13 protein-coding genes are annotated in these 19,528 nt (G+C 34.8%); 6 read left to right on the top strand and 7 right to left on the bottom strand.

Going from position 1 to position 19,528, the window contains the following annotated elements; all coding sequences use genetic code 11:
* Positions 1–15 precede the first annotated feature (15 nt).
* Entirely contained in the window at positions 16–1,788 is a 1,773-nt protein-coding gene (dxs, locus tag AC0UBM_RS10935; protein ID WP_475688664.1) for a 1-deoxy-D-xylulose-5-phosphate synthase, read from the top strand.
* 73 nt (positions 1,789–1,861) lie between these two features.
* Here the strand turns inward: dxs and AC0UBM_RS10930 are convergent, their stop codons facing one another.
* Complete coding sequence (locus tag AC0UBM_RS10930) at positions 1,862–5,068, bottom strand: T9SS type A sorting domain-containing protein (protein WP_475688663.1); 3,207 nt, start codon at positions 5,066–5,068, stop codon at positions 1,862–1,864.
* A gap of 47 nt (positions 5,069–5,115) precedes the next feature.
* Positions 5,116–6,459 (bottom strand): dGTP triphosphohydrolase, encoded by a 1,344-nt coding sequence (gene dgt / locus AC0UBM_RS10925; RefSeq protein WP_475688662.1) that lies wholly within the window; start codon positions 6,457–6,459, stop codon positions 5,116–5,118.
* A 230-nt stretch (positions 6,460–6,689) separates the two neighbouring features.
* Here dgt and AC0UBM_RS10920 point away from each other — a divergent pair, with 230 nt between their 5' ends.
* Together AC0UBM_RS10920 and AC0UBM_RS10915 are read left to right on the top strand one after the other, a co-directional pair.
* Positions 6,690–9,488, top strand: coding sequence for a TonB-dependent receptor (locus AC0UBM_RS10920; RefSeq protein ID WP_475688661.1), 2,799 nt, complete (start codon positions 6,690–6,692; stop codon positions 9,486–9,488).
* 26 nt (positions 9,489–9,514) lie between these two features.
* The gene (locus AC0UBM_RS10915) at positions 9,515–11,434 is read left to right on the top strand and encodes a hypothetical protein (protein WP_434037081.1); all 1,920 of its coding nucleotides are present in this window, start codon (positions 9,515–9,517) and stop codon (positions 11,432–11,434) included.
* A gap of 82 nt (positions 11,435–11,516) precedes the next feature.
* Here the strand turns inward: AC0UBM_RS10915 and AC0UBM_RS10910 are convergent, their stop codons facing one another.
* A complete protein-coding gene (locus AC0UBM_RS10910) occupies positions 11,517–11,876 on the bottom strand; it encodes a toxin-antitoxin system YwqK family antitoxin (protein ID WP_434037082.1) in 360 nt (119 codons plus the stop codon).
* A 789-nt stretch (positions 11,877–12,665) separates the two neighbouring features.
* Here AC0UBM_RS10910 and AC0UBM_RS10905 point away from each other — a divergent pair.
* Positions 12,666–14,981 carry an inorganic phosphate transporter gene (locus tag AC0UBM_RS10905; RefSeq protein ID WP_475688660.1) on the top strand — a complete coding sequence of 772 codons (2,316 nt, stop codon included), beginning with the start codon at positions 12,666–12,668 and terminating at the stop codon, positions 14,979–14,981.
* A 223-nt stretch (positions 14,982–15,204) separates the two neighbouring features.
* On the opposite strand, the gene AC0UBM_RS10900 is transcribed toward AC0UBM_RS10905, so the two are convergent.
* A complete protein-coding gene (locus AC0UBM_RS10900) occupies positions 15,205–15,771 on the bottom strand; it encodes a DUF3109 family protein (RefSeq protein WP_475688659.1) in 567 nt (188 codons plus the stop codon).
* A gap of 97 nt (positions 15,772–15,868) precedes the next feature.
* On the opposite strand from AC0UBM_RS10900, the gene AC0UBM_RS10895 reads away from it, so the two are divergent.
* Both AC0UBM_RS10895 and AC0UBM_RS10890 read left to right on the top strand, forming a co-directional pair.
* A complete protein-coding gene (locus AC0UBM_RS10895) occupies positions 15,869–16,450 on the top strand; it encodes a MarC family protein (RefSeq protein ID WP_414036521.1) in 582 nt (193 codons plus the stop codon).
* A gap of 1 nt (position 16,451) precedes the next feature.
* Entirely contained in the window at positions 16,452–16,655 is a 204-nt protein-coding gene (locus tag AC0UBM_RS10890) for a hypothetical protein (RefSeq protein ID WP_414036520.1), read from the top strand.
* Between the two features lie 45 nt (positions 16,656–16,700).
* Here AC0UBM_RS10890 and AC0UBM_RS10885 read toward each other — a convergent pair whose 3' ends face one another.
* The 3 genes from AC0UBM_RS10885 to AC0UBM_RS10875 all read right to left on the bottom strand — a co-directional run bounded on the left by AC0UBM_RS10885 (position 16,701) and on the right by AC0UBM_RS10875 (position 19,469).
* Positions 16,701–18,290 (bottom strand): S41 family peptidase, encoded by a 1,590-nt coding sequence (locus AC0UBM_RS10885; RefSeq protein WP_475688658.1) that lies wholly within the window; start codon positions 18,288–18,290, stop codon positions 16,701–16,703.
* Positions 18,290–18,721 carry a deoxycytidylate deaminase gene (locus AC0UBM_RS10880; RefSeq protein ID WP_414036518.1) on the bottom strand — a complete coding sequence of 144 codons (432 nt, stop codon included), beginning with the start codon at positions 18,719–18,721 and terminating at the stop codon, positions 18,290–18,292. The genes AC0UBM_RS10885 and AC0UBM_RS10880 overlap by 1 nt, the downstream gene beginning before the upstream one ends.
* A gap of 160 nt (positions 18,722–18,881) precedes the next feature.
* A complete protein-coding gene (locus AC0UBM_RS10875; protein WP_434037084.1) occupies positions 18,882–19,469 on the bottom strand; it encodes a HupE/UreJ family protein in 588 nt (195 codons plus the stop codon).
* Positions 19,470–19,528: the final 59 nt, after the last annotated feature.

The raw sequence follows: 19,528 nt of genomic DNA, 5'->3' as shown, positions 1-19,528 counted from the left end.
TACATTTGTATCTGTATGACACATTTACTACAACATATTAATTCCCCAAAAGATCTTCGATTATTGCCTAAAGAAGATTTACCAAAACTCGCCAAAGAATTACGCGATTTCATTATTCAAATAGTAGCTACCAAAGAAGGACATTTGGGTGCCAGTTTAGGCGTTGTAGAGCTTACTATTGCTTTGCACTATGTGTTTAATACACCGGAGGATATTTTAATTTGGGATGTAGGGCACCAAGCTTACGTGCATAAAATATTAACAGAACGCAAAGCGCTTTTCGATACCAACAGGCAACTCGGTGGATTAAGCGGTTTTCCTAAACGTGACGAAAGTAAATACGATGCTTTTGGCGTGGGACATTCGTCTACTTCCATTTCGGCAGCTTTAGGCATGGCCATTGGGTCTAAACTTAAAGGTGATTTTAACAAGCAACATATTGCTATAATTGGCGATGCCTCTATTGCTAGCGGTATGGCTTTTGAAGGTTTAAATCATGCAGGTGTTACCGATGCGAATTTATTAGTTATTTTAAATGATAACGCCATTGGAATAGACCCGAGTGTTGGCGCTTTAAAAATGTATTTAACCAATGTTAAACGCGGTACTCAAAAACAAGATAATATTTTTGAAGCCCTCAATTTTAATTATTCAGGACCTATAGATGGGCACGATTTACCAAAAGTAATTTCGGAATTAGAACGATTAAAGACGGTTCCAGGCCCTAAATTCCTACACCTTATAACCACTAAAGGAAAAGGATTAAAGCAAGCAGAATTAGACCAAGTAAAATATCATGCTCCCGGAAAATTCAATGCCAAGACAGGCGATCTGTTTGCAAAGTCAAACACCATATTACCACCAAAATTTCAAGATGTTTTTGGCTACACTATTGTGGAATTAGCCAAAACCAATGAAAAAATAATAGGCATTACTCCCGCTATGCCTACAGGAAGTTCTTTAAAATTTATGATGAACGAATTTCCAGATCGTGCTTTCGATGTCGGGATCGCAGAGCAACATGCTGTGACTTTATCGGCTGGATTAGCCACTCAAGGATTTATACCGTTTTGCAATATCTATTCTACATTTTTACAACGCGCATACGATCAGATTATTCATGATGTCGCTATTCAAAATTTACCTGTTATTTTTTGCTTAGATCGCGCAGGATTGGTTGGAGAAGATGGCGCAACACACCAAGGTGTTTTCGATTTGGCCTATTTAAGATGCATACCTAACCTGATTATTTTTGCACCTAAAGACGAAATCGAATTACGCAATATTATGTACACGGCTCAATTGGGATTAGAACATCCTATTGCCATTCGTTATCCGCGTGGTAGAGGACGAGAACTCAATTGGAAACAGCCCTTTTCAAAGATAGAAATAGGTAAAGGCGAAACGCTTAAACAAGGAACAAAAATTGCTGTATTAAGTATAGGAACCATGGCTAATAATATTGAAGACGCTCTAAATCTGTTAAGCGAAAGCGAACAAAATAGCATCGCTGTTTATAATATGAGATTTGTAAAACCTTTAGACCAAGACTTATTGCATACCATTTTAGGAACTTATTCTAAAGTATTCACTATTGAAGATGGTACCATTGTAGGCGGATTTGGAAGTGCCGCTTTAGAATTTGCTGCGACACACAATTACACCGCATCGATTAAAACTATTGGGATTCCTGATACATTTATTGAACAGGGATCTATTACAGAACTTCAGAAGTCGTTAAACCTTGACGCCACCTCTTTGGCAACTTTACTATTAAAAAGTTTATAAAATAAGTTGTTATTAAAACAAAAAAGAGGAACGACTAGCGTTCCTCTTTAAAATATTTAAAAATCGTTTAGTATTATTCAATAATAAACTTTTTAGTTGTAGATGTACCACCTTCTGTAAATTTCGCTAAATACACTCCAGAAGCCACATTAATACTAATATCGCTTGCAGTGTTTCCGCTTAAATTTAAATCCTTCACATAAACGGTTTGTCCGCTTAAATTAAAAATCTGAAGATTAACTTCACCAAGGTTTGTTTTAGAATTCACTTGGAATTCTCCGTTAGACACAGTAGGATATAAAGAAATCCCAGATGCTAACACATTTTCTTCGATACTTAAAGCTTCACCAGTAAATTTCCCTGAGAATACACCTCTACCGTAAGTCGCTGCATAAATCGTGTTATCGTCTCTTAAGTCTAAGTCCATTACTTTTACATTACTCATACCATTAAATGCTGATTTCCATTGTGGAGAATCGCTAGAGAAATCTGTTGTGTACCAAACTCCAAGTTCTGTTCCAACAATAACTTCGTCTGCTTTTAATGGGTTTTGTAAAATTGCTTTTACTGGCATATCTGGTAAATTACCATCTTTCTGGCTCCATGTTGTACCTCCATCGTTAGTAAACCAAATGTTATTTACACCGTAGTTATGGAAGGTTACAAAAATATCGTTTGATGTTTGTCCGAATTCGATATCAGAAATACTCCCTAAAAATTGAGGTGAAGATATATCTTCCCATGTCTGTAAAGACTCGGTACTTGCATTACCTACTTTCAATAATTTTCCATTTTCTAAACCTAAATACAACGTACTATGATCCCCGGTTGTCTCGTGTGGAGACACTGCCATTGCAGTTGGAGAAGCGTTTAAGAATGCTGCATTACTAATAGTATCTACAACAAAACCTGTTTCTCCTTCCTCTACTTTGGTTCTGAAAGTGATGTAAGAATAATTACTTCCTGAAGAAAAATTAGAAAACAAATAATCTAATCTCGAGTCTAAAGCCTGAATGTTAATGAACTCTCCATTACTCGCTTCCTCTTCATCTTCAAATATAGTCGTTCTAACTCCTGTACTGTAGTCAATTTTTGTAATGATGGCATTATACACATAATTTGTAATTAAATATGTATCCCTTCCGTCTTGATCGAAGAATGTTGCTGCACCATCACCACCTGTTATATCCATTGTTGAATTTATACCTGGGTTAATAACCCCTTGAAACAATTGGTTTCCGTTATCTTGAGATCCTGCAAGAATTAACTCTGATTTAAATGGTGAGGTTGGAGATATTGCAACCGTATAAAATTGCGTTACATTATAACCGTCATTTCGAGCCTCTGCATTTTTTCCTGAAGCAGATGAGTAGTACACTCCACCATCATTTCCAAACACCATTTTAGAACTATCGTTATTACCAAAAACAATAGCATGTTGATCGGCATGAACATCAGGAAGACCACTATAACCATACCAGTGGCTTAACTGATCCCATACTACACCTCCGTTTTCACTTTTAAACAAATCTATTCCACCTACAAAAACGGTTTCGTCGTTTGTGGGATCTGTTTTAATCACTAAATTATAATACGCTTGAGTTCTACAAAAATCGTCCGCACTCATATTAGGATCTACATCATCAGGTAAAGGCAATTCTATTATGGTTGCAAATCCATCTGTGGTTTTTTGCATAATTACAGGATCTTCTGTGCCCTCGGCTAAAACGTAAATTTTATTTGGATCTGTTGGAGAAGTTGCAATTTGAGTACGACTCCCTTTTAAAGTATGTTTTACTGTAAAAACTTTTCCTTCTTTAGACGATAATATCGTACCACCGCCATCGCTGTAATACAAACTATTTCGAGTAGCTACCCAAACCGTATTATCTGCTCCTAATTCAATATCATTAGGTTCAAAACGACTTCCATTTTCCGATAAAGGTAAACTTACAGCAGACCAGTTTGAACCTGCATCTACAGATTTATAAAGTCCGAAATCATCTGGACCTAAAAGCGTCAATGGACTAGAATCGAAATATGCTGTAGAACCTGCTGCAATATAAACCTCAGACACTCCATTATTATCTCTAACTAATACGTCATTTATATGCTGATTTCCATTCAACACATAATATCCAGCAAAACTACTATATCTTATTTTTACATTTACAGTATCTCCAGAATCTATTGCCGAACGTATGTCACTACCAGCACTCATAGAAATCATCACAGACGGAATAGTAATAACACTATTTGTATCGGTTCCCCCCATTCCTATAGGAGCTCCCGCTTCGTTATTAATAACCACTACTCCAATTGCACCTGCATCTTGCACATACTTTACTTTATCTATAAATCCACAACTTCCTCTGTAGATTAATGCGATTTTGCCTTTAACTTCTGAATTGTTTGTAATGCGACCACAAGCTTCATACGGCGATGCACTGCCATCTGATGCCAATACTAAATCTCCTGTAACCGTATTTCGTGGTCCAAAATCTGCTGTTTCTGCAACATTTCGATTAGCAATTTCACTTGGTGAATTTACAGTAACACTAGTTGCTGTTTGAATTACAGTTTCTCCTTCGGCTCCACCAAACACATGTATCCAAGAGTTCCCACCATCGGTAGATTTCCATACACCGTTTCCATTTACATCACCCTGAACATAAGACTCTCCAGTACCAACGTACATAATTTTAGAATTATTAGGATCGACAGCAATAGATGAAATATTTAAATTTTCAGGAATATTTACACTCGTCCAAACCGAAGACGCATTAGATATGTTTGTGTTTTTCCATAATCCACCACTTACTCCTCCTGCGAAAACTGTTTCGTTAGATGAGTCGTTTGGATCAAAGATAATTGCACGCGTACGGCCACCAACGTTATTTGGACCACGCTCTACCCAATTATTATTAGAATCGTCACCAGGAATTCGACCATGAGCTAAATCAGATTTACGCTGAGTAATTAGTTCTTTTTGAATAGTGGCTAAATTTTCTGGGGTTGGATGTCCAAGTGCAGGATTCATGGTAAGTTCCCACAAACGTTCCATGTAGCGTTTTGGAGGTAACCCTTTATTAGCGCGTTCCTTTTTTGTAAGTTCTTGCGTATTCTTAAAAGGACTATTCTCTAAGAATTTTTTATGAGATGCCTTCAATGCTTCTATTGAAGGTTCTTTAGTAGTATCAGACTTTTCTTTTTTCGAACAACTGATTGAACAAATTAAATTGATAATTAACACAAGTACAATTGGTAATTTTTTAGTCATATGGATTGTTTATTGATTTAGCTACACAAATATATTATTAACGTTTTTTAATCGTGTTTTCCTAAAAACTTTCTGAAAATTAAAATGGCCTGACTATCAGAAAATAAAGAGACGTGATGACATACATTTAACAGTCTTAAATATAAATTGTCTTCACTAAAATTAATTGTTTGTGGAAGTGTCTTTAAAATTAGACCATCGTAACTAGATGCGTTACCATTATAACTATTATTAACCGCAGTAATATAGGTATCTAATAGTTTTGAAATAACAGCATAACCAGAAATTTCTTTATCTAAAACTTCCCGTGATTGGTAAATTTTTTCAACACTAATTTTTATAATGTCATTTATTTGGGCTTCATATTTGCTTTTATCCAATAAAGATATACCAAAATTTCCATTTAAAATAGCTTCTTCATTAGCTTCAAAAACGGAAATAGCTTCATTAATTAAGGTGTTTATAGCCAAAGCTCTTAAATAACTAATACGATCTTGGGTATTATTTAGCTGATGATATTTATTAATATCGATAACTTCCTTCACTAATTTAATAAGGTATTCTAAAGCGAATTCTTCTTCAATTAAACCCAGATTAATACCATCTTCAAAATCGATAATAGTATAACAAATATCGTCTGCAGCCTCTACTAAAAACGCCAAAGGATGTCTTTTAAAACTAATATCGCCAGAAGTACCAGATGCTACCAACCCCAATTCCTGAGCCACATCTAAAAAAGCATCTTTTTCGCTCTGGAAAAATCCGTATTTCTTATCGGACACTTGTTGCGATGGCTTTTTAGGTAAAGATTCTTTGGGATATTTTATAAATGCGCCTAAGGTTGCATAACACAATCGCAAACCTCCTACACGCCCTTGACGACTCTGAGTTAAGATTTTAAATCCGTTAGCATTCCCTTCAAAATCGCATAAATCCTGATATTGTTTAGGCGTAAGCTCGTCTTTAAATTTAAGTCCGGTTCCTGTTTTAAAAAATTCGCCAATAGCCTTTTCACCCGAATGTCCGAATGGCGGATTCCCGATATCGTGAGCTAATGCGGCCGAAGCCACTATGGCTCCAAAATCGTTTGGCAAGTAACCATGTTCGGATTTAAGCTTTGGATATTTCACTAATAGCTTCTCTCCTATTTTACGTCCTAACGATCGCGCCACCACGCTAACCTCCAAACTATGAGTTAATCGCGTGTGTACAAAATCTGTTTGAGACATTGGTATCACCTGTGTTTTATCCTGTAAACTTCTAAATTCTGACGAAAATATTACACGGTCGTAATCTACTTCAAACCCCAATCGCGTTTCATCTTGGTCCTTTCTTAACCGTTTATTAACATCTCCAAAACGTTTTAGAGATAATAATTGTTCCCAATTCATAATAGTATTTTAGTAAGCGCAATATAGCACTTTCTAATATACATAGTACTTCTAGCCCTATTGATAACACTTTTTTAAAGCTTCAATGTTAACAGAATGTTTACAGAATTCGAAAACTTGACAGATTCTCTAACTTTAAATTAACTTTTTTATCACTTATCATTAACCCGTGATTCTAGAAGATTCGGAAAAACAGAAGTTTATTTGCCCTTGTGAAAATAAACGACAAAATGAAACAATTTTTAATAGCATTAGTATTTTTAACGACCGCGTTTTCTTACGCTCAAGACACCGGTTCTATAGTAGGTAAATTAACAGATAAAGAGTACAATAACGAATCGCTTGCCTTTGCAAACATTTTAATTAAAGGCACCACCAAGGGTACAACATCTGATATGGATGGTTTATACGCTTTCGAAAATTTAGAGCCTGGAACTTATACCTTAATTTATAGTTTTGTAGGGTATGAAACTCAAGAAATTCCGCTTACTGTTGTTGTAGGTAAAGTAACAGAAGCCAACGTAGTAATGGGAGCAAGTGCTGCCGCATTAAGCGAAATAGTAATAACAACAACGTCTAGAAAAGATAGCGAAGTTGCCTTACTACTAGAACAAAGAAATGCTGTAGAAATTAAAGAAAGCATTGGTTCTATAGAATTAGCTAAATTAGGAGTAAGCGATGCCGCAACTGCCGCTACTAAAATCTCTGGTGTTTCAAGTAGTGAAGCTTCTGGAGACGTTTACGTAAGAGGTTTAGGAGATCGTTATTTATATACAACGCTAAACGGAATGACTGTCCCTTCTGACAATGTGGACAAGAAAAACATAGACTTAGGTCTTTTCCCTACACGCCTTGTACAAAGTATATCGATAAGCAAAAACTTTTCGCCAGAAAATTCTTCAGACCAATCTTCAGGAAGTATCGATATTACTTCTAGAAGCTTAAATGGTATTAATGAACTTCAGTTTGGTTTCGAATCTGGTTTAAATACACAGGCTATTGGACAAAGTAAATTTAAAAGAACAGCGAACCAAGACGATATTTCTTTTGGTTTCTATTCTAGTAATATGACTACAAAAGATGCGATCACTCAGCAATCTTGGGATACAGAAAGCACTACTTTGCCAATAGATTATAGTTACACCTTAACTGCAGGAACTAAAATAGGAGATAAATTTAAAGTCTTGTTTAGTGGTTCTCAATCTAGCGATTTTGAATATAACGAAGGTACATTCCAACAATTCAACAGAAACCTTTTAGACGTAAATTATACAGATGCTACAAACTACAGTAACACAATTAGTACTACTGGTCTTGTAGATATGTCTTACGATTTTGATGATAACCATAACCTAAGAGCATTAAGCTTATTTGTTAATAAATTGACCGATCAGGTTTTTGAAGCAGGTAGAAATCGCGATGGTTTTGTCTTTGAAGAAGTTAACGATCCAGACAGCTATAGCCAATATGTAGTAGACCAAAACACCATACAAACACGATTATGGATTAATCAAATTATGGGAGACCACCAAATTGGGACAAGAAACCACTTGACATGGGGATACGGATACAACCAAATGGATGCAGATGAGCCTAACCGTATTAGAAACGAGGTTAACATAAAAAAACCTACAGATACAGAAGCTGAAACTATTGAACTAGCAAACCAAGGTGGTACACAACAGAGAAAATCGTTTCAAGATATTGAAGACTCTGAATATAGCGCACGTATAAAAGATGTGTTTAACGTATTCGAAAACGACACTATCTCTTCATTAAAACTAACAGTTGGAGGTAACTACCGATATAAAACTAGAGATTTCGAATCGCAAGTGTACGGTGTCGATGAAATAGGTGCTCCAGGACAAGTTGTTCCTCCATCAATAGACGATATAGGTTCTGTATTCACTCAAGAAAACTTCGATAACGGGTCATTAAGTTTAGTGCAACAATTACCAGATACCTATAATGGAGAATTAAATTCTGCTTCAGGATTCTTAAGCGTTAATTACTCAATAAATAAATTCAACTTCATTTTAGGAGCACGTTACCAAAATGACGAAATTATAGTAGACTATAACGTAGGAAATGCACCAGGTGGAAGAGATGGAAGTGTCACTAAAAATTACGACAATATTTACCCAGCCCTTAATGTAAGATATGCTTTAAATGAAAAAAACAATTTCAGATTAGCGGCTAGTAAAACAATCACATTACCAGAATTTAAAGAAATAGCTCCTTTTGGATATGTATCTCCAACCAATCAAGTTGTAGTTGGTAACACGGGTCTTGAAGCAAGTAATGTTTATAATTTCGATATTAAATGGGAACTTTTTCCTTCTAGAAAAGAACTTATTTCTGCAACTGGATTTTATAAGTACATAGACAACCCAATAAACAGAACTTTAGATAGAGGATCTTCGGGATACTTCTCTTTCTACAACACGAGTGATAGAGCACAAGTTATTGGATTAGAATTAGAAGCAGATCTAGGTTTAGTGTCTTCGACAGAAGATAATGGTTACAATTTAGATTTAGGTTTCAACTTCACAAGAATGTGGCATACTCAAGATTTAAGAACCTTTTATAACGACAACGGAAGTATAGCAAATACGTTTACCTATAACGGTAAAGAAGAAATAGGGTTAGAAGGTGCTTCAGACTATATCGTGAATGCTTCCCTAAACTTTTCTACAAACTGGGAGCGAGCATTTAACGCTAACATTTCTGGAAACTATGCATCAGATAAAATTTATGCCTTAGGAAGTGCTCCAGACAGTCAAACAACACAATCTAACTTATACAACAACGAAATTATAGAAAAAGGTTTTGTGGTATTAAATGCAACATTTAGCCAAGAACTTTCAGACAATATCGATTTAAGCTTTAAAGCATTCAACCTACTTAATCCAGAAATTAAAAGGACTCAGGATGTAAGAAGTATTGCAACAGGAACAGAAAGTACAGAAACAATTAGATCATATAAAAACGGAGCTACAATCTCCTTAGGAGTAAACATTAACTTTTAGAATTAAATTTATTTAAACATAACAAAATGAAAAAGACAATTAGAAAAATTTCAATTTTAAGCGCAATTGCGGTATTAAATGTATTCGCTTTTAGCTGTAGTAGTGACGATGATTCTACCGGAGGCGGTGGAGGTGGTACTGATGATTCAGTATTAGAAGGTTCTATTACCGAGAACATGACTCTTGATCCATCAACGGCTTACACACTTCCTGCAAGACTAAGCGTAGAAAGTGGAGCAACTTTAACTATTCCTGCAGGAACAAACATTACAACAGGAGTTGGAACAGATGTTTATATTGCTGTACAAAAAGGAGGAAAAATTAACATTAATGGTAGTGCAGATTCTCCAGTAGTTATGGGACCAACTGCAACAGGAAACTGGGGTGGACTTGTAATCTTAGGAGATGCAACAACCACTGCTGGTACAGATGCTTCTGCTGAAGTAGGTGGACTTATTTACGGAGGTACTAACGATTCAGATAACTCAGGTTCTATTAACTATTTAATTATCAACAAATCTGGAGCTCAAATTAATTCAGATTCTCAATATAACGGTTTAACACTTTACGCTGTTGGTTCTGGAACTTCAATTTCTAACGTAGCTATTTTAAATGGTACTGACGATGGTGTTGAATTTTTTGGAGGAACAGTTAACGCATCTAACATTTACGTTCAAGATTTAGAAGATGATGCTATCGACTGGACAGAAGGTTGGAACGGTACTTTAACAGATACTTATGTATTAAACACTGTTGCTGGTTTTTCTACAGTTATAGAAGCTGATGGTGTAAATGGAAATCCAACAATTACAAACTTCACTGCTGTTTCTAGTGTTGGAGGAAAAGCATTACAATTTAAAGCTGAATCTGGAGCAACTATTACAGGTCTTTCTTTAAGCGGATATGACACTACTTTAGACATGGCAAATGATGGTCCTTTAGCTAACATTTCTATAAATGGTGAAGTTGCAAATTTAGAAGATGGTTACACTGGTCCTGCTACTGTAGACGCTAGTATGTTTGACTGGGTTCAAGCTGGAAACAATTCAATCTTAACAGGATCTATCTATGAAGACATGACTTTAGATGCATCTGTTACTTATAACCTACCTGGTATTTTAAGTATCGAAGACGGAGCGTCATTAACTATTCCTGCTGGAACAACAATTAACACTGGAGTTGGTACCGATGTATATATCGCTATCCAAAAAGGAGCTCAAATTTTTATTGAAGGAACAGAATCTAATCCTGTAGTAATGGCACCAACATCTGAAACTGGTGTATGGGGAGGTTTAGTTATCTTAGGAGATGCTACTACTACTGCTGGTACAGATGCTACTGCAGAAGTAGGTGGACTTATCTACGGAGGTACTAATGATACTGACAACTCTGGATCTATCGCATACTTAGTTATCAAACAATCAGGTGCTCAAATTAACGCAGATTCTCAATATAATGGTTTAACACTTTACGGTGTTGGATCTGGAACTTCTATTAACAATGTAGCTTTATTAGGAGGATTAGATGATGGTATCGAATTCTTCGGAGGAACGGTAAATGCAACTAATGTTTACGTACAAGATTTAGAAGATGATGCTATCGACTGGACAGAAGGTTGGAATGGTACTTTAACAAACACATACGTATCTCATAACCAAGCAGGTTTCTCTACAGCTATCGAAGCAGATGGTTTAAATAACAACCCTACAATTGTAAACTTCACTGCAGTTTCTACTGTTGCAGGTAAAGCATTACAGTTTAAAGCTGAATCTGGTGCAACTATCACTGGTTTATCTTTATCAGGTTACGCTACAATTATAGACATGGCTAACGATGGTCCTATAACAAACGTATCTATTAATGGTGAAGTAGCTAACGAAAACAGCCTTTACGATGGTGCTGCAACTGTAGATGTTGCAACATTCTCTTGGGCAACTTCTTTATAAGCCTTTCTTTTACAACACAAATTATTAATATAAAAAAAGCATCCTTCACAGGATGCTTTTTTCGTATATTATATCGTTTGGTTTATTGACTTACTACACGGGTAGATTTGTTATTCCACTCACTAACACTAGCAATAGCGTTGTTAGAATAATCTACTTCTTTTAAAGTATCTTCTCCCCAAAAAAACCATTTTCCAACTTTTTCTCCGTTATTATAATTTGCAGCAGTAAGTTTTTTACCAGAAGCATCATATTGTTTCCATTCTCCTTGTAACTTACCATCTAGCGTATAAAAACCTGTTTGGCTTATAACACCATTCTCGTGGAAATACGTGGCCTCAATAAGTTGAGTGCCTTCGTTAAGTTTTAATTCTCTTTTATCTTGTGCAAATGTTACTACTCCCATTAGTAAAGCAAGTGCAAATATTATTTTCGTTTTCATAGTCCGTGTTTTTTTAATTATACCTCAAAGATAATCAATTATTAACATTCAGGCAATCATTTGGTAACATTAATTTAACACTGGAGCTTATTTTGCTGATTTTCAACCAAATACTATGTTAACATTACAAAAAGACACTTAATACTAACATAATAATAGGGTTACACTTACATAAAAGAGAATCCGTTTCTTTGCAGTATTCATATAATCTATTAGTTTTTGTCGACTATTTATCATGAAGTAAAGAACTGTCTTTTTTAAGGCAGTTCTTGTTTTTTACACCTCCTAAAAAACAAAATAAAACCTTGCAATCACAGCGGTTAACCGGAATTCCATAAAAAACTTTTTAAGGTAACTTCTGTTAATAGGTAAATATTAGAGACTCCTTTTCACCCTCCCTTACACTATTATTATTCTAAAAAAATAAGTGTCCGCTAAAAAAATACAACTGTATAATTCCCCGCGTTCCAACATCACTATTTTAAATTAAAAATGGTATCTTCTGCTTTTAAAATAAAACGACACTATTTAAGGGACACTATAGATGTATTTAAAATATAAATAATTAAAACAGTATTTCAATTCAAACTATTCAAGAATTAAAGTTAATGCCTTAAATATCATCAAGATTTGGTTTAATTTTAATGAAATAAAATAACAAACCTCATCACCAAAAACCTATAAAATGACCTCAGTTAAGACTTCCAATTTTATTAAAAATCATAACATTAACGTAACGTGTCAGTCCGAAACACTATTGATATTTGCAATCTATTATTAAAATTAACAATGGAGAATATATATCTATTAATGATTGTTGCTTTAGGCGTTTTGGCTATAGCAGATTTAGTTGTTGGAGTAAGTAACGATGCTGTAAACTTTTTGAATTCCGCTATAGGATCGAAAGCAGTTTCGTTTAAATCTATAATGATTATTGCCAGTTTAGGGGTTGCCATAGGAGCCATCTTTTCTAGCGGTATGATGGAAGTCGCTAGAAAAGGAATATTTAACCCTAGCGAATTTATGTTTAGTGAAATCATGATTATATTCATGGCGGTAATGATAACAGACATATTATTACTCGATTTCTTTAATACCATTGGGATGCCTACATCTACAACGGTATCTATAGTCTTTGAGTTATTAGGAGCTTCGGTTGCGATTGCCTTAATTAAAATTGGTCACGATGGTGGTAGTTTCTTAGATTTAGTAACGTATATAAACACCTCTAAAGCCACACAAATTATAGTAGGAATACTACTATCGGTTGTGATAGCCTTTTCTGTCGGTGCCGCCGTACAGTGGGTTACGCGTTTATTATTATCTTATAATTTCATTAAAAAAGCAAAATGGGTAGGTGCACTTTTTGGAGGTGTAGCTATTTCTTCAATTTCATATTTTATCTTTATTAAAGGTATTGGAGGGACCTCTTTCGCTGAAGAAAGTTATGCCATTTTAGACGGTTTAACCATATCTCATTATTTAGAAAATCACGTTCTATTTATATTGCTAGGAAGTTTTATTTTCTGGACTGCAATCTCATATTTATATATTGCGGTTTTAAAACTAAACATTTACAAATTAATTATAATCGTGGGTACCTTTGCATTGGCACTAGCTTTTGCAGGAAACGATTTAGTAAACTTTATTGGAGTACCAATCGCTGCTTGGCAATCGTATCAAGTATGGTCTACGTCTGGAATACCAGCAGATCAATTTAGTATGGAGGTTTTAGCCGAAGCGGTTAGAACACCTACATTACTGCTCTTTATCTCTGGAATGGTAATGATTGCGACTTTGTGGTTTTCTAGCAAAGCCAAGGCCGTAGTAAAAACATCTATTGATTTATCTTCGGAAAATGCATCCACTAAGGAACGTTTTCAACCTAACTTCTTATCTCGAGGTTTAGTGAGAACCGCTGTAGGTATTTCTTACGTTTTTAATTCTATAATTCCAGGTAAAGCTCAGGAGAAAATAGATAAGCGTTTTGAAAAACCAACCATCGCCCTGAATAAAGATAAAAAATACGAATTACCCGCTTTTGATATGGTTCGTGCCGCTGTAAACCTTATGGTTGCTAGTGTACTTATATCTATTGCAACCTCTATGAAGTTGCCTTTATCTACAACTTATGTTACTTTTATGGTGGCTATGGGTACATCTTTAGCCGATAGAGCTTGGGGAGCAGAAAGTGCTGTATATCGTGTTGCTGGTGTATTAAACGTAATTGGAGGTTGGTTCTTTACTGCTTTTATCGCCTTTATTTCGGCTGCCATTATCGCATATTTAATAAACTTACACGTTCCATCTATGGTTGGTATCTTATTATTAATTGCACTGATATTGCTAATAAGAAACTATTTAAAACTTAACAAGAAGAAAAAAGAGCTTAAGGCAGAGCATCAATTAATTAGGGCAGAAAGTAGCTCGATTCAAGGTGTTATACACGAAAGTGCTAAAAACATTTCTAACGCTATAAAACGTGTTAACAAAATTTACACGGGCGCTATAAACGGACTATCTAAACAAGATCACCTCGCTTTAAAGCAGAATAAAAAACAAGTTGATAAATTAGGTAACGAGATAGATGAGTTACGAGATAACATCTTCTATTTTATTAAAAACTTAGACGATTCTAGTGTTGCGGCAAGTAACTTCTATATTAACATATTAGGATACTTACAGGATATGACGCAGTCTTTAGAATATATTTCTAAAGTAAGTTATAAACACGTAAACAACAATCACAAAAAACTTAAATTCAATCAGATAAAAGAACTTAAGCAAATCGATTCGTTATTTGAAAACTTATTCAATAAAACGCAAAAAGCATTTGAAACCAGTTCTTTTGAAGAAATTGGAAATATATTAAGTGAGAAAGAAACGTTATATAAAGAAATTACTGAAAAAATTCAGAAACAAGTAGAGCGTACAAGAACAGAAGAAGTGAGTCCTAAAAACACGACTTTATACTTTAGTTTATTGTTAGAAACTAAAGACTTGTTAACGGCTACAATGAATTTATTAGAAGAGTACTATCATGCACATGACGGAACTTCTATTTCGACAATCATTAACGAGTCTACTTCGCCAGAAGAGGAATAGAGCATATTATCCTCGCATCGTTTCGAGTATAAAAAAGAAAGCCGTTTAGTTAACTAAACGGCTTTCTCTTTTTTATATCGTATTCTTGAACCCAGACGGCTTTAAAACAGGCTATAAACCCTATTTTTTTAGACTGTACCTTAACTACCTAATTTATATAACTACAAGCAAACTAATAAGTACGCGGACTGTATTATTGTACTATACTATCCTTAAACAGCGTCTATTTATAAGTTTCGGCAACTTTCTCTAGTTCCATATACCAATCTTCGCCAAACTTTCTAATTAAAGCTTCTTTTACAAACTTATAGATGGGCACGCCCAACTCTTGACCAAGCGTACAAGCATCGTCGCATATTTCCCAACGATCGTAATTAACGGCAGAAAACTCGGTAAAATCTTTTATTCGAATCGGGTATAAATGACAAGATACTGGTTTTTTCCATGATATTTCGCCTTGATTATAGGCTTCTTCGATGGCACAAAGCGCAGTCTTTTTTTCGTCGAAAATTACATAGGCACAATCGGCTCCATTAATAAGAGGTGTTTCCAATTCGCCAAAATCTGTCACTATAGATGTACCCTGAGCTTCGATAGCATCGATACCTTCCTGACGTAAAAACGGTTTGACTTTTGAATAAATATCCTCCAGAATCTTTACTTCATCCTGTTCTAACGGTGCGCCTGCATCGCCATCTATACAACAAGCTCCTTTGCAAGCTGACAAATTACAGAGAAAATCCTTCTCTATAATTTCTTCTGAAATTATGGTTTTTCCTATTTGAAACATGCCACAAAAATAGACAAACTTTATATTTAATTAATACAGATAGTCTGTTTTAATCTAGTACTTTTGCAAAAAAAAAATAAAATCAAGAAGTAAAATTATGCAATTCAATTTTAAAGAAATATTCACAGCATTTATGATACTATTTGCTGTAATAGATATTATAGGAAACATCCCTATTATTATTGATTTACGTAAAAAAATGGGACAAATTCAAAGTGAAAAAGCATCTATTATCGCAGGTGTCATTTTAATTGTCTTCTTATTTTTAGGAAATAGTATTCTAAAATTAATTGGAATAGACGTAAATTCATTCGCTGTAGCAGGTTCATTTATACTGTTTTTTATCGCCTTAGAAATGATATTAGGTATTACACTTTATAAGCAAGAAGAACAAAGTTCGGTTACAGCTACGGTGTTTCCGTTAGCATTCCCGCTTATTGCTGGTCCTGGGAGTTTAACAACCCTATTATCGCTTAGAGCAGAGTTTAGAACAGAAAACATTATAGTTGCAGTTCTAGCAAACGTTATTTTAATTTACATTGTACTTAAAACATCGTCTGCTATAGAACGTATTATAGGACAAACAGGAATTAATATAATTCGTAAAGTTTTTGGAGTTATATTGCTAGCCATCGCTGTGAAATTATTTGCACACAACATTAAAGCTTTATTTATCTAATATGAAAATACTATCAATAATCTTATCGGTAATCGCCCTGGCACTTATTGTTTTCAACCTAACTCAAATTAATTTTGACAATCCCTTTGGAGATGAAAGTATTGTAGCATTAATCACTATAATGGCGTTATTATGCGCTATTGTTTTGTTAGTTATCCTGAATACGTCTAAACGTATTGAAGAAAAGTTTAAAAAGCAGAACTAAATATATTGTATAAGAATTAAGAATGGTGGGCAGCGTTAATGTATTTTAATGCTGCTCGCTTATTTTAATAACTTCCCTTAGCATAGCGTCGTCTTTATTAAAGACTTCGGTGTACGCGCCTTTTCCGAATAACTGATCGGCAATAATAGCCTTTAAGAATAATTTCACTTCGTCTTGATAGGACACAAAAGTTATATTAGCTGCTGTTCGGGCATTTAAGTAATCTTGAAACTCAAGAACCAAATCGTCTTCAACAGTATAATTGTCTATAAAATCACGTTTATTATAGATATCGAAGATGTGCCTATCTTTCTCTAATTCTTCAAAAATAAAATAGCTTATAAAACCGCGTTGTTCTAAAAACAGTAAGGTTTCATTTTCCATATTGGAGTCTATAGGCACAAAGACATCTGGAATAATACCGCCACCTCCATATACCACCTTGCCTTTAGGCGTTGTAAATTTTAAAGAATCTGATACTTTTATTTTACTTGGATCTAATAGCTCTCCGCTTTCTAAACGCTCAAAATATTCGTCGTAATAATCTTTATTTCCATTACTGTAAGAACGCTGTATAGAGCGTCCTGTAGGCGTATAATATCTAGAAACGGTTAAACGCACAGCACTACCATCGCCCAAATCCATTTCGCGTTGCACCAAACCTTTTCCATACGACCTGCGCCCCACAATAGTCCCTTTATCGTTATCTTGCAAAGCACCAGCAACAATCTCGCTTGCCGAAGCCGAATTTTCATTAATTAAAACATATACCTCCCCGTTTTCAAAATCTCCCTTATCGGTAGCGTAGGTATTGTCTATATTTCCTCTTTTATTTTTTGTAAAAAGAATTAGTTTTTCATCCTCTAAAAATTCATCTACAATTTGCTCGGCAACGCCTAAAAAACCACCTGGATTATCTCTTAAATCGATTGTAATTTCCTTGGCTCCCTTAGACTTTAAATCTAATAAAGCATTTTTAAATTCTCTGTATGTAGATTCAGCAAAGCGATTCACCTTAATATAACCAAGTATATTGCTTAACATATAACTCGCATCTACACTTTTAATAGGAATAATATCTCTCTCGACATCGAAATCTAAAAATTGATTGGTGTCTTTTCTAAACACTCTTAAACTTACTTTAGAATTTTTAGGCCCTTTAAGACGATGAATAATATCTATATCCTCAAGATACTTGCCAAAAAGCGAATCTCCATCGGCTAAAATAATACGATCTCCTCCAAGTATTCCTGCCTTATCACTCGGACCATTGTCTACGGTTCTAATCACCGTTACGGTATCTTTATAGGTGTAAAAATGCACACCAATACCAACAAAATCCCCTTTCATGTTCTCTGAAACGCTTTCCATATCCTCTTTAGGAATATAAACCGAATGCGGATCTAAGTTTTGAAGAATACCATTTACAGTAACATCTACAATACTATCGGTATTTACATCGTCTACATACTCGTAATCGATATAATCGATAAGTCGGTTTAGTTTTTCCTTTTTACTATTGGAGGTAAATAACCTATCGGAAGTATCGGAAAAATTTAACTTACCACCAATAAGTACGCCCACAGCTACTGCTGCGCCAATAATTATAGGCAGGTATGTTTTTTTAAGAGCCATTATGCAGATAAATCTTCGATGTATTCTATTTCTATGCCTGCTTTTTCTAAAAAGCTTAACCCCGAATTATCCTTATATTTTTGGCAATACACGACTCTTACTATTCCTGCTTGGTGAATTAATTTACTGCACTCCTTACATGGCGAAAGTGTAATGTATAATGTAGCCCCTTTACAAGATTGTGTGGACGCTGCAACTTTAAGAATGGCATTTGCTTCGGCATGCAAAACATACCACTTTGTGTAGCCTTCTTCATCTTCACAGAAGTTATCAAATCCGGAAGGTGTTCCGTTAAATCCATCAGAAATAATCATGCGATCTTTCACGATAACGGCTCCCACTTGCTTGCGTTCGCAAAACGATAATTTCCCCCACTCTCTCGCTATACGTAAATAAGCTTTATCGTATTTAAGTTGCTTTTTTTTTGGCATTAAAAAAATTTAAATTAGAGCGAGCCCCCTAGTATTGCATATAAATAAAGTAAAAACCTCGACCTTATTCTTTTAAATCTAAAGAACTCTTAACGAAGATAATCCGTTAACTTTTTAGTAACAACGGTAATTCGTTAAAATTTTGAGAAAACTTTGTGTTCTAGGCTAATAATTCGTTTTCCATAATCATAGGAATAACCAAACCAATTACAATAGAAGACACCACTAAAACCCAATCACGCTTGGAGAATCGGAATACCGTTTGCATGATATAACTAAACAATAAAACAACGAATACAATAATAACTTGGGCGACTTCAATCCCTAGAGCAAATTCCAATAAGGGTACTAATTTATTACTTGCTCCTCCTATTAGTAAATGAAACTCTCTTGCAAACCCTAAGCCATGAATAATTCCGAAAAATAAAGCCGAGAAAAACAATACGCCCACGCCTTTGTTTATGGTTTTACCTGCAGTAAATATATTAGACAAGGCCATAATAAGAATAGTTATCGGAATTAAAAACTCGACCACAACACCATTAATTTGCACCACACCATATGCTGCTAAAATTAAAGAAATAGTATGCCCTAAAGTGAAAAGTGAAACCAAGATTAATACACGTTTCCAATCCTTGAACACATAAGATACGGTTAAGACTAAAAGAAATAATACATGGTCGTAACCATTAATATCTAATACATGATTAACACCATATTGCACATAAAAAAGGAAATCGTCTAACATACTTAGGGGATTGGGAAATTAAATTAATAAAGATATTTTTATTGATGAGCACCGTTTCT

Source organism: Formosa sp. F44, from assembly GCF_056238645.1.
This window is presented reverse-complemented; position numbering and strand designations above follow the sequence as displayed.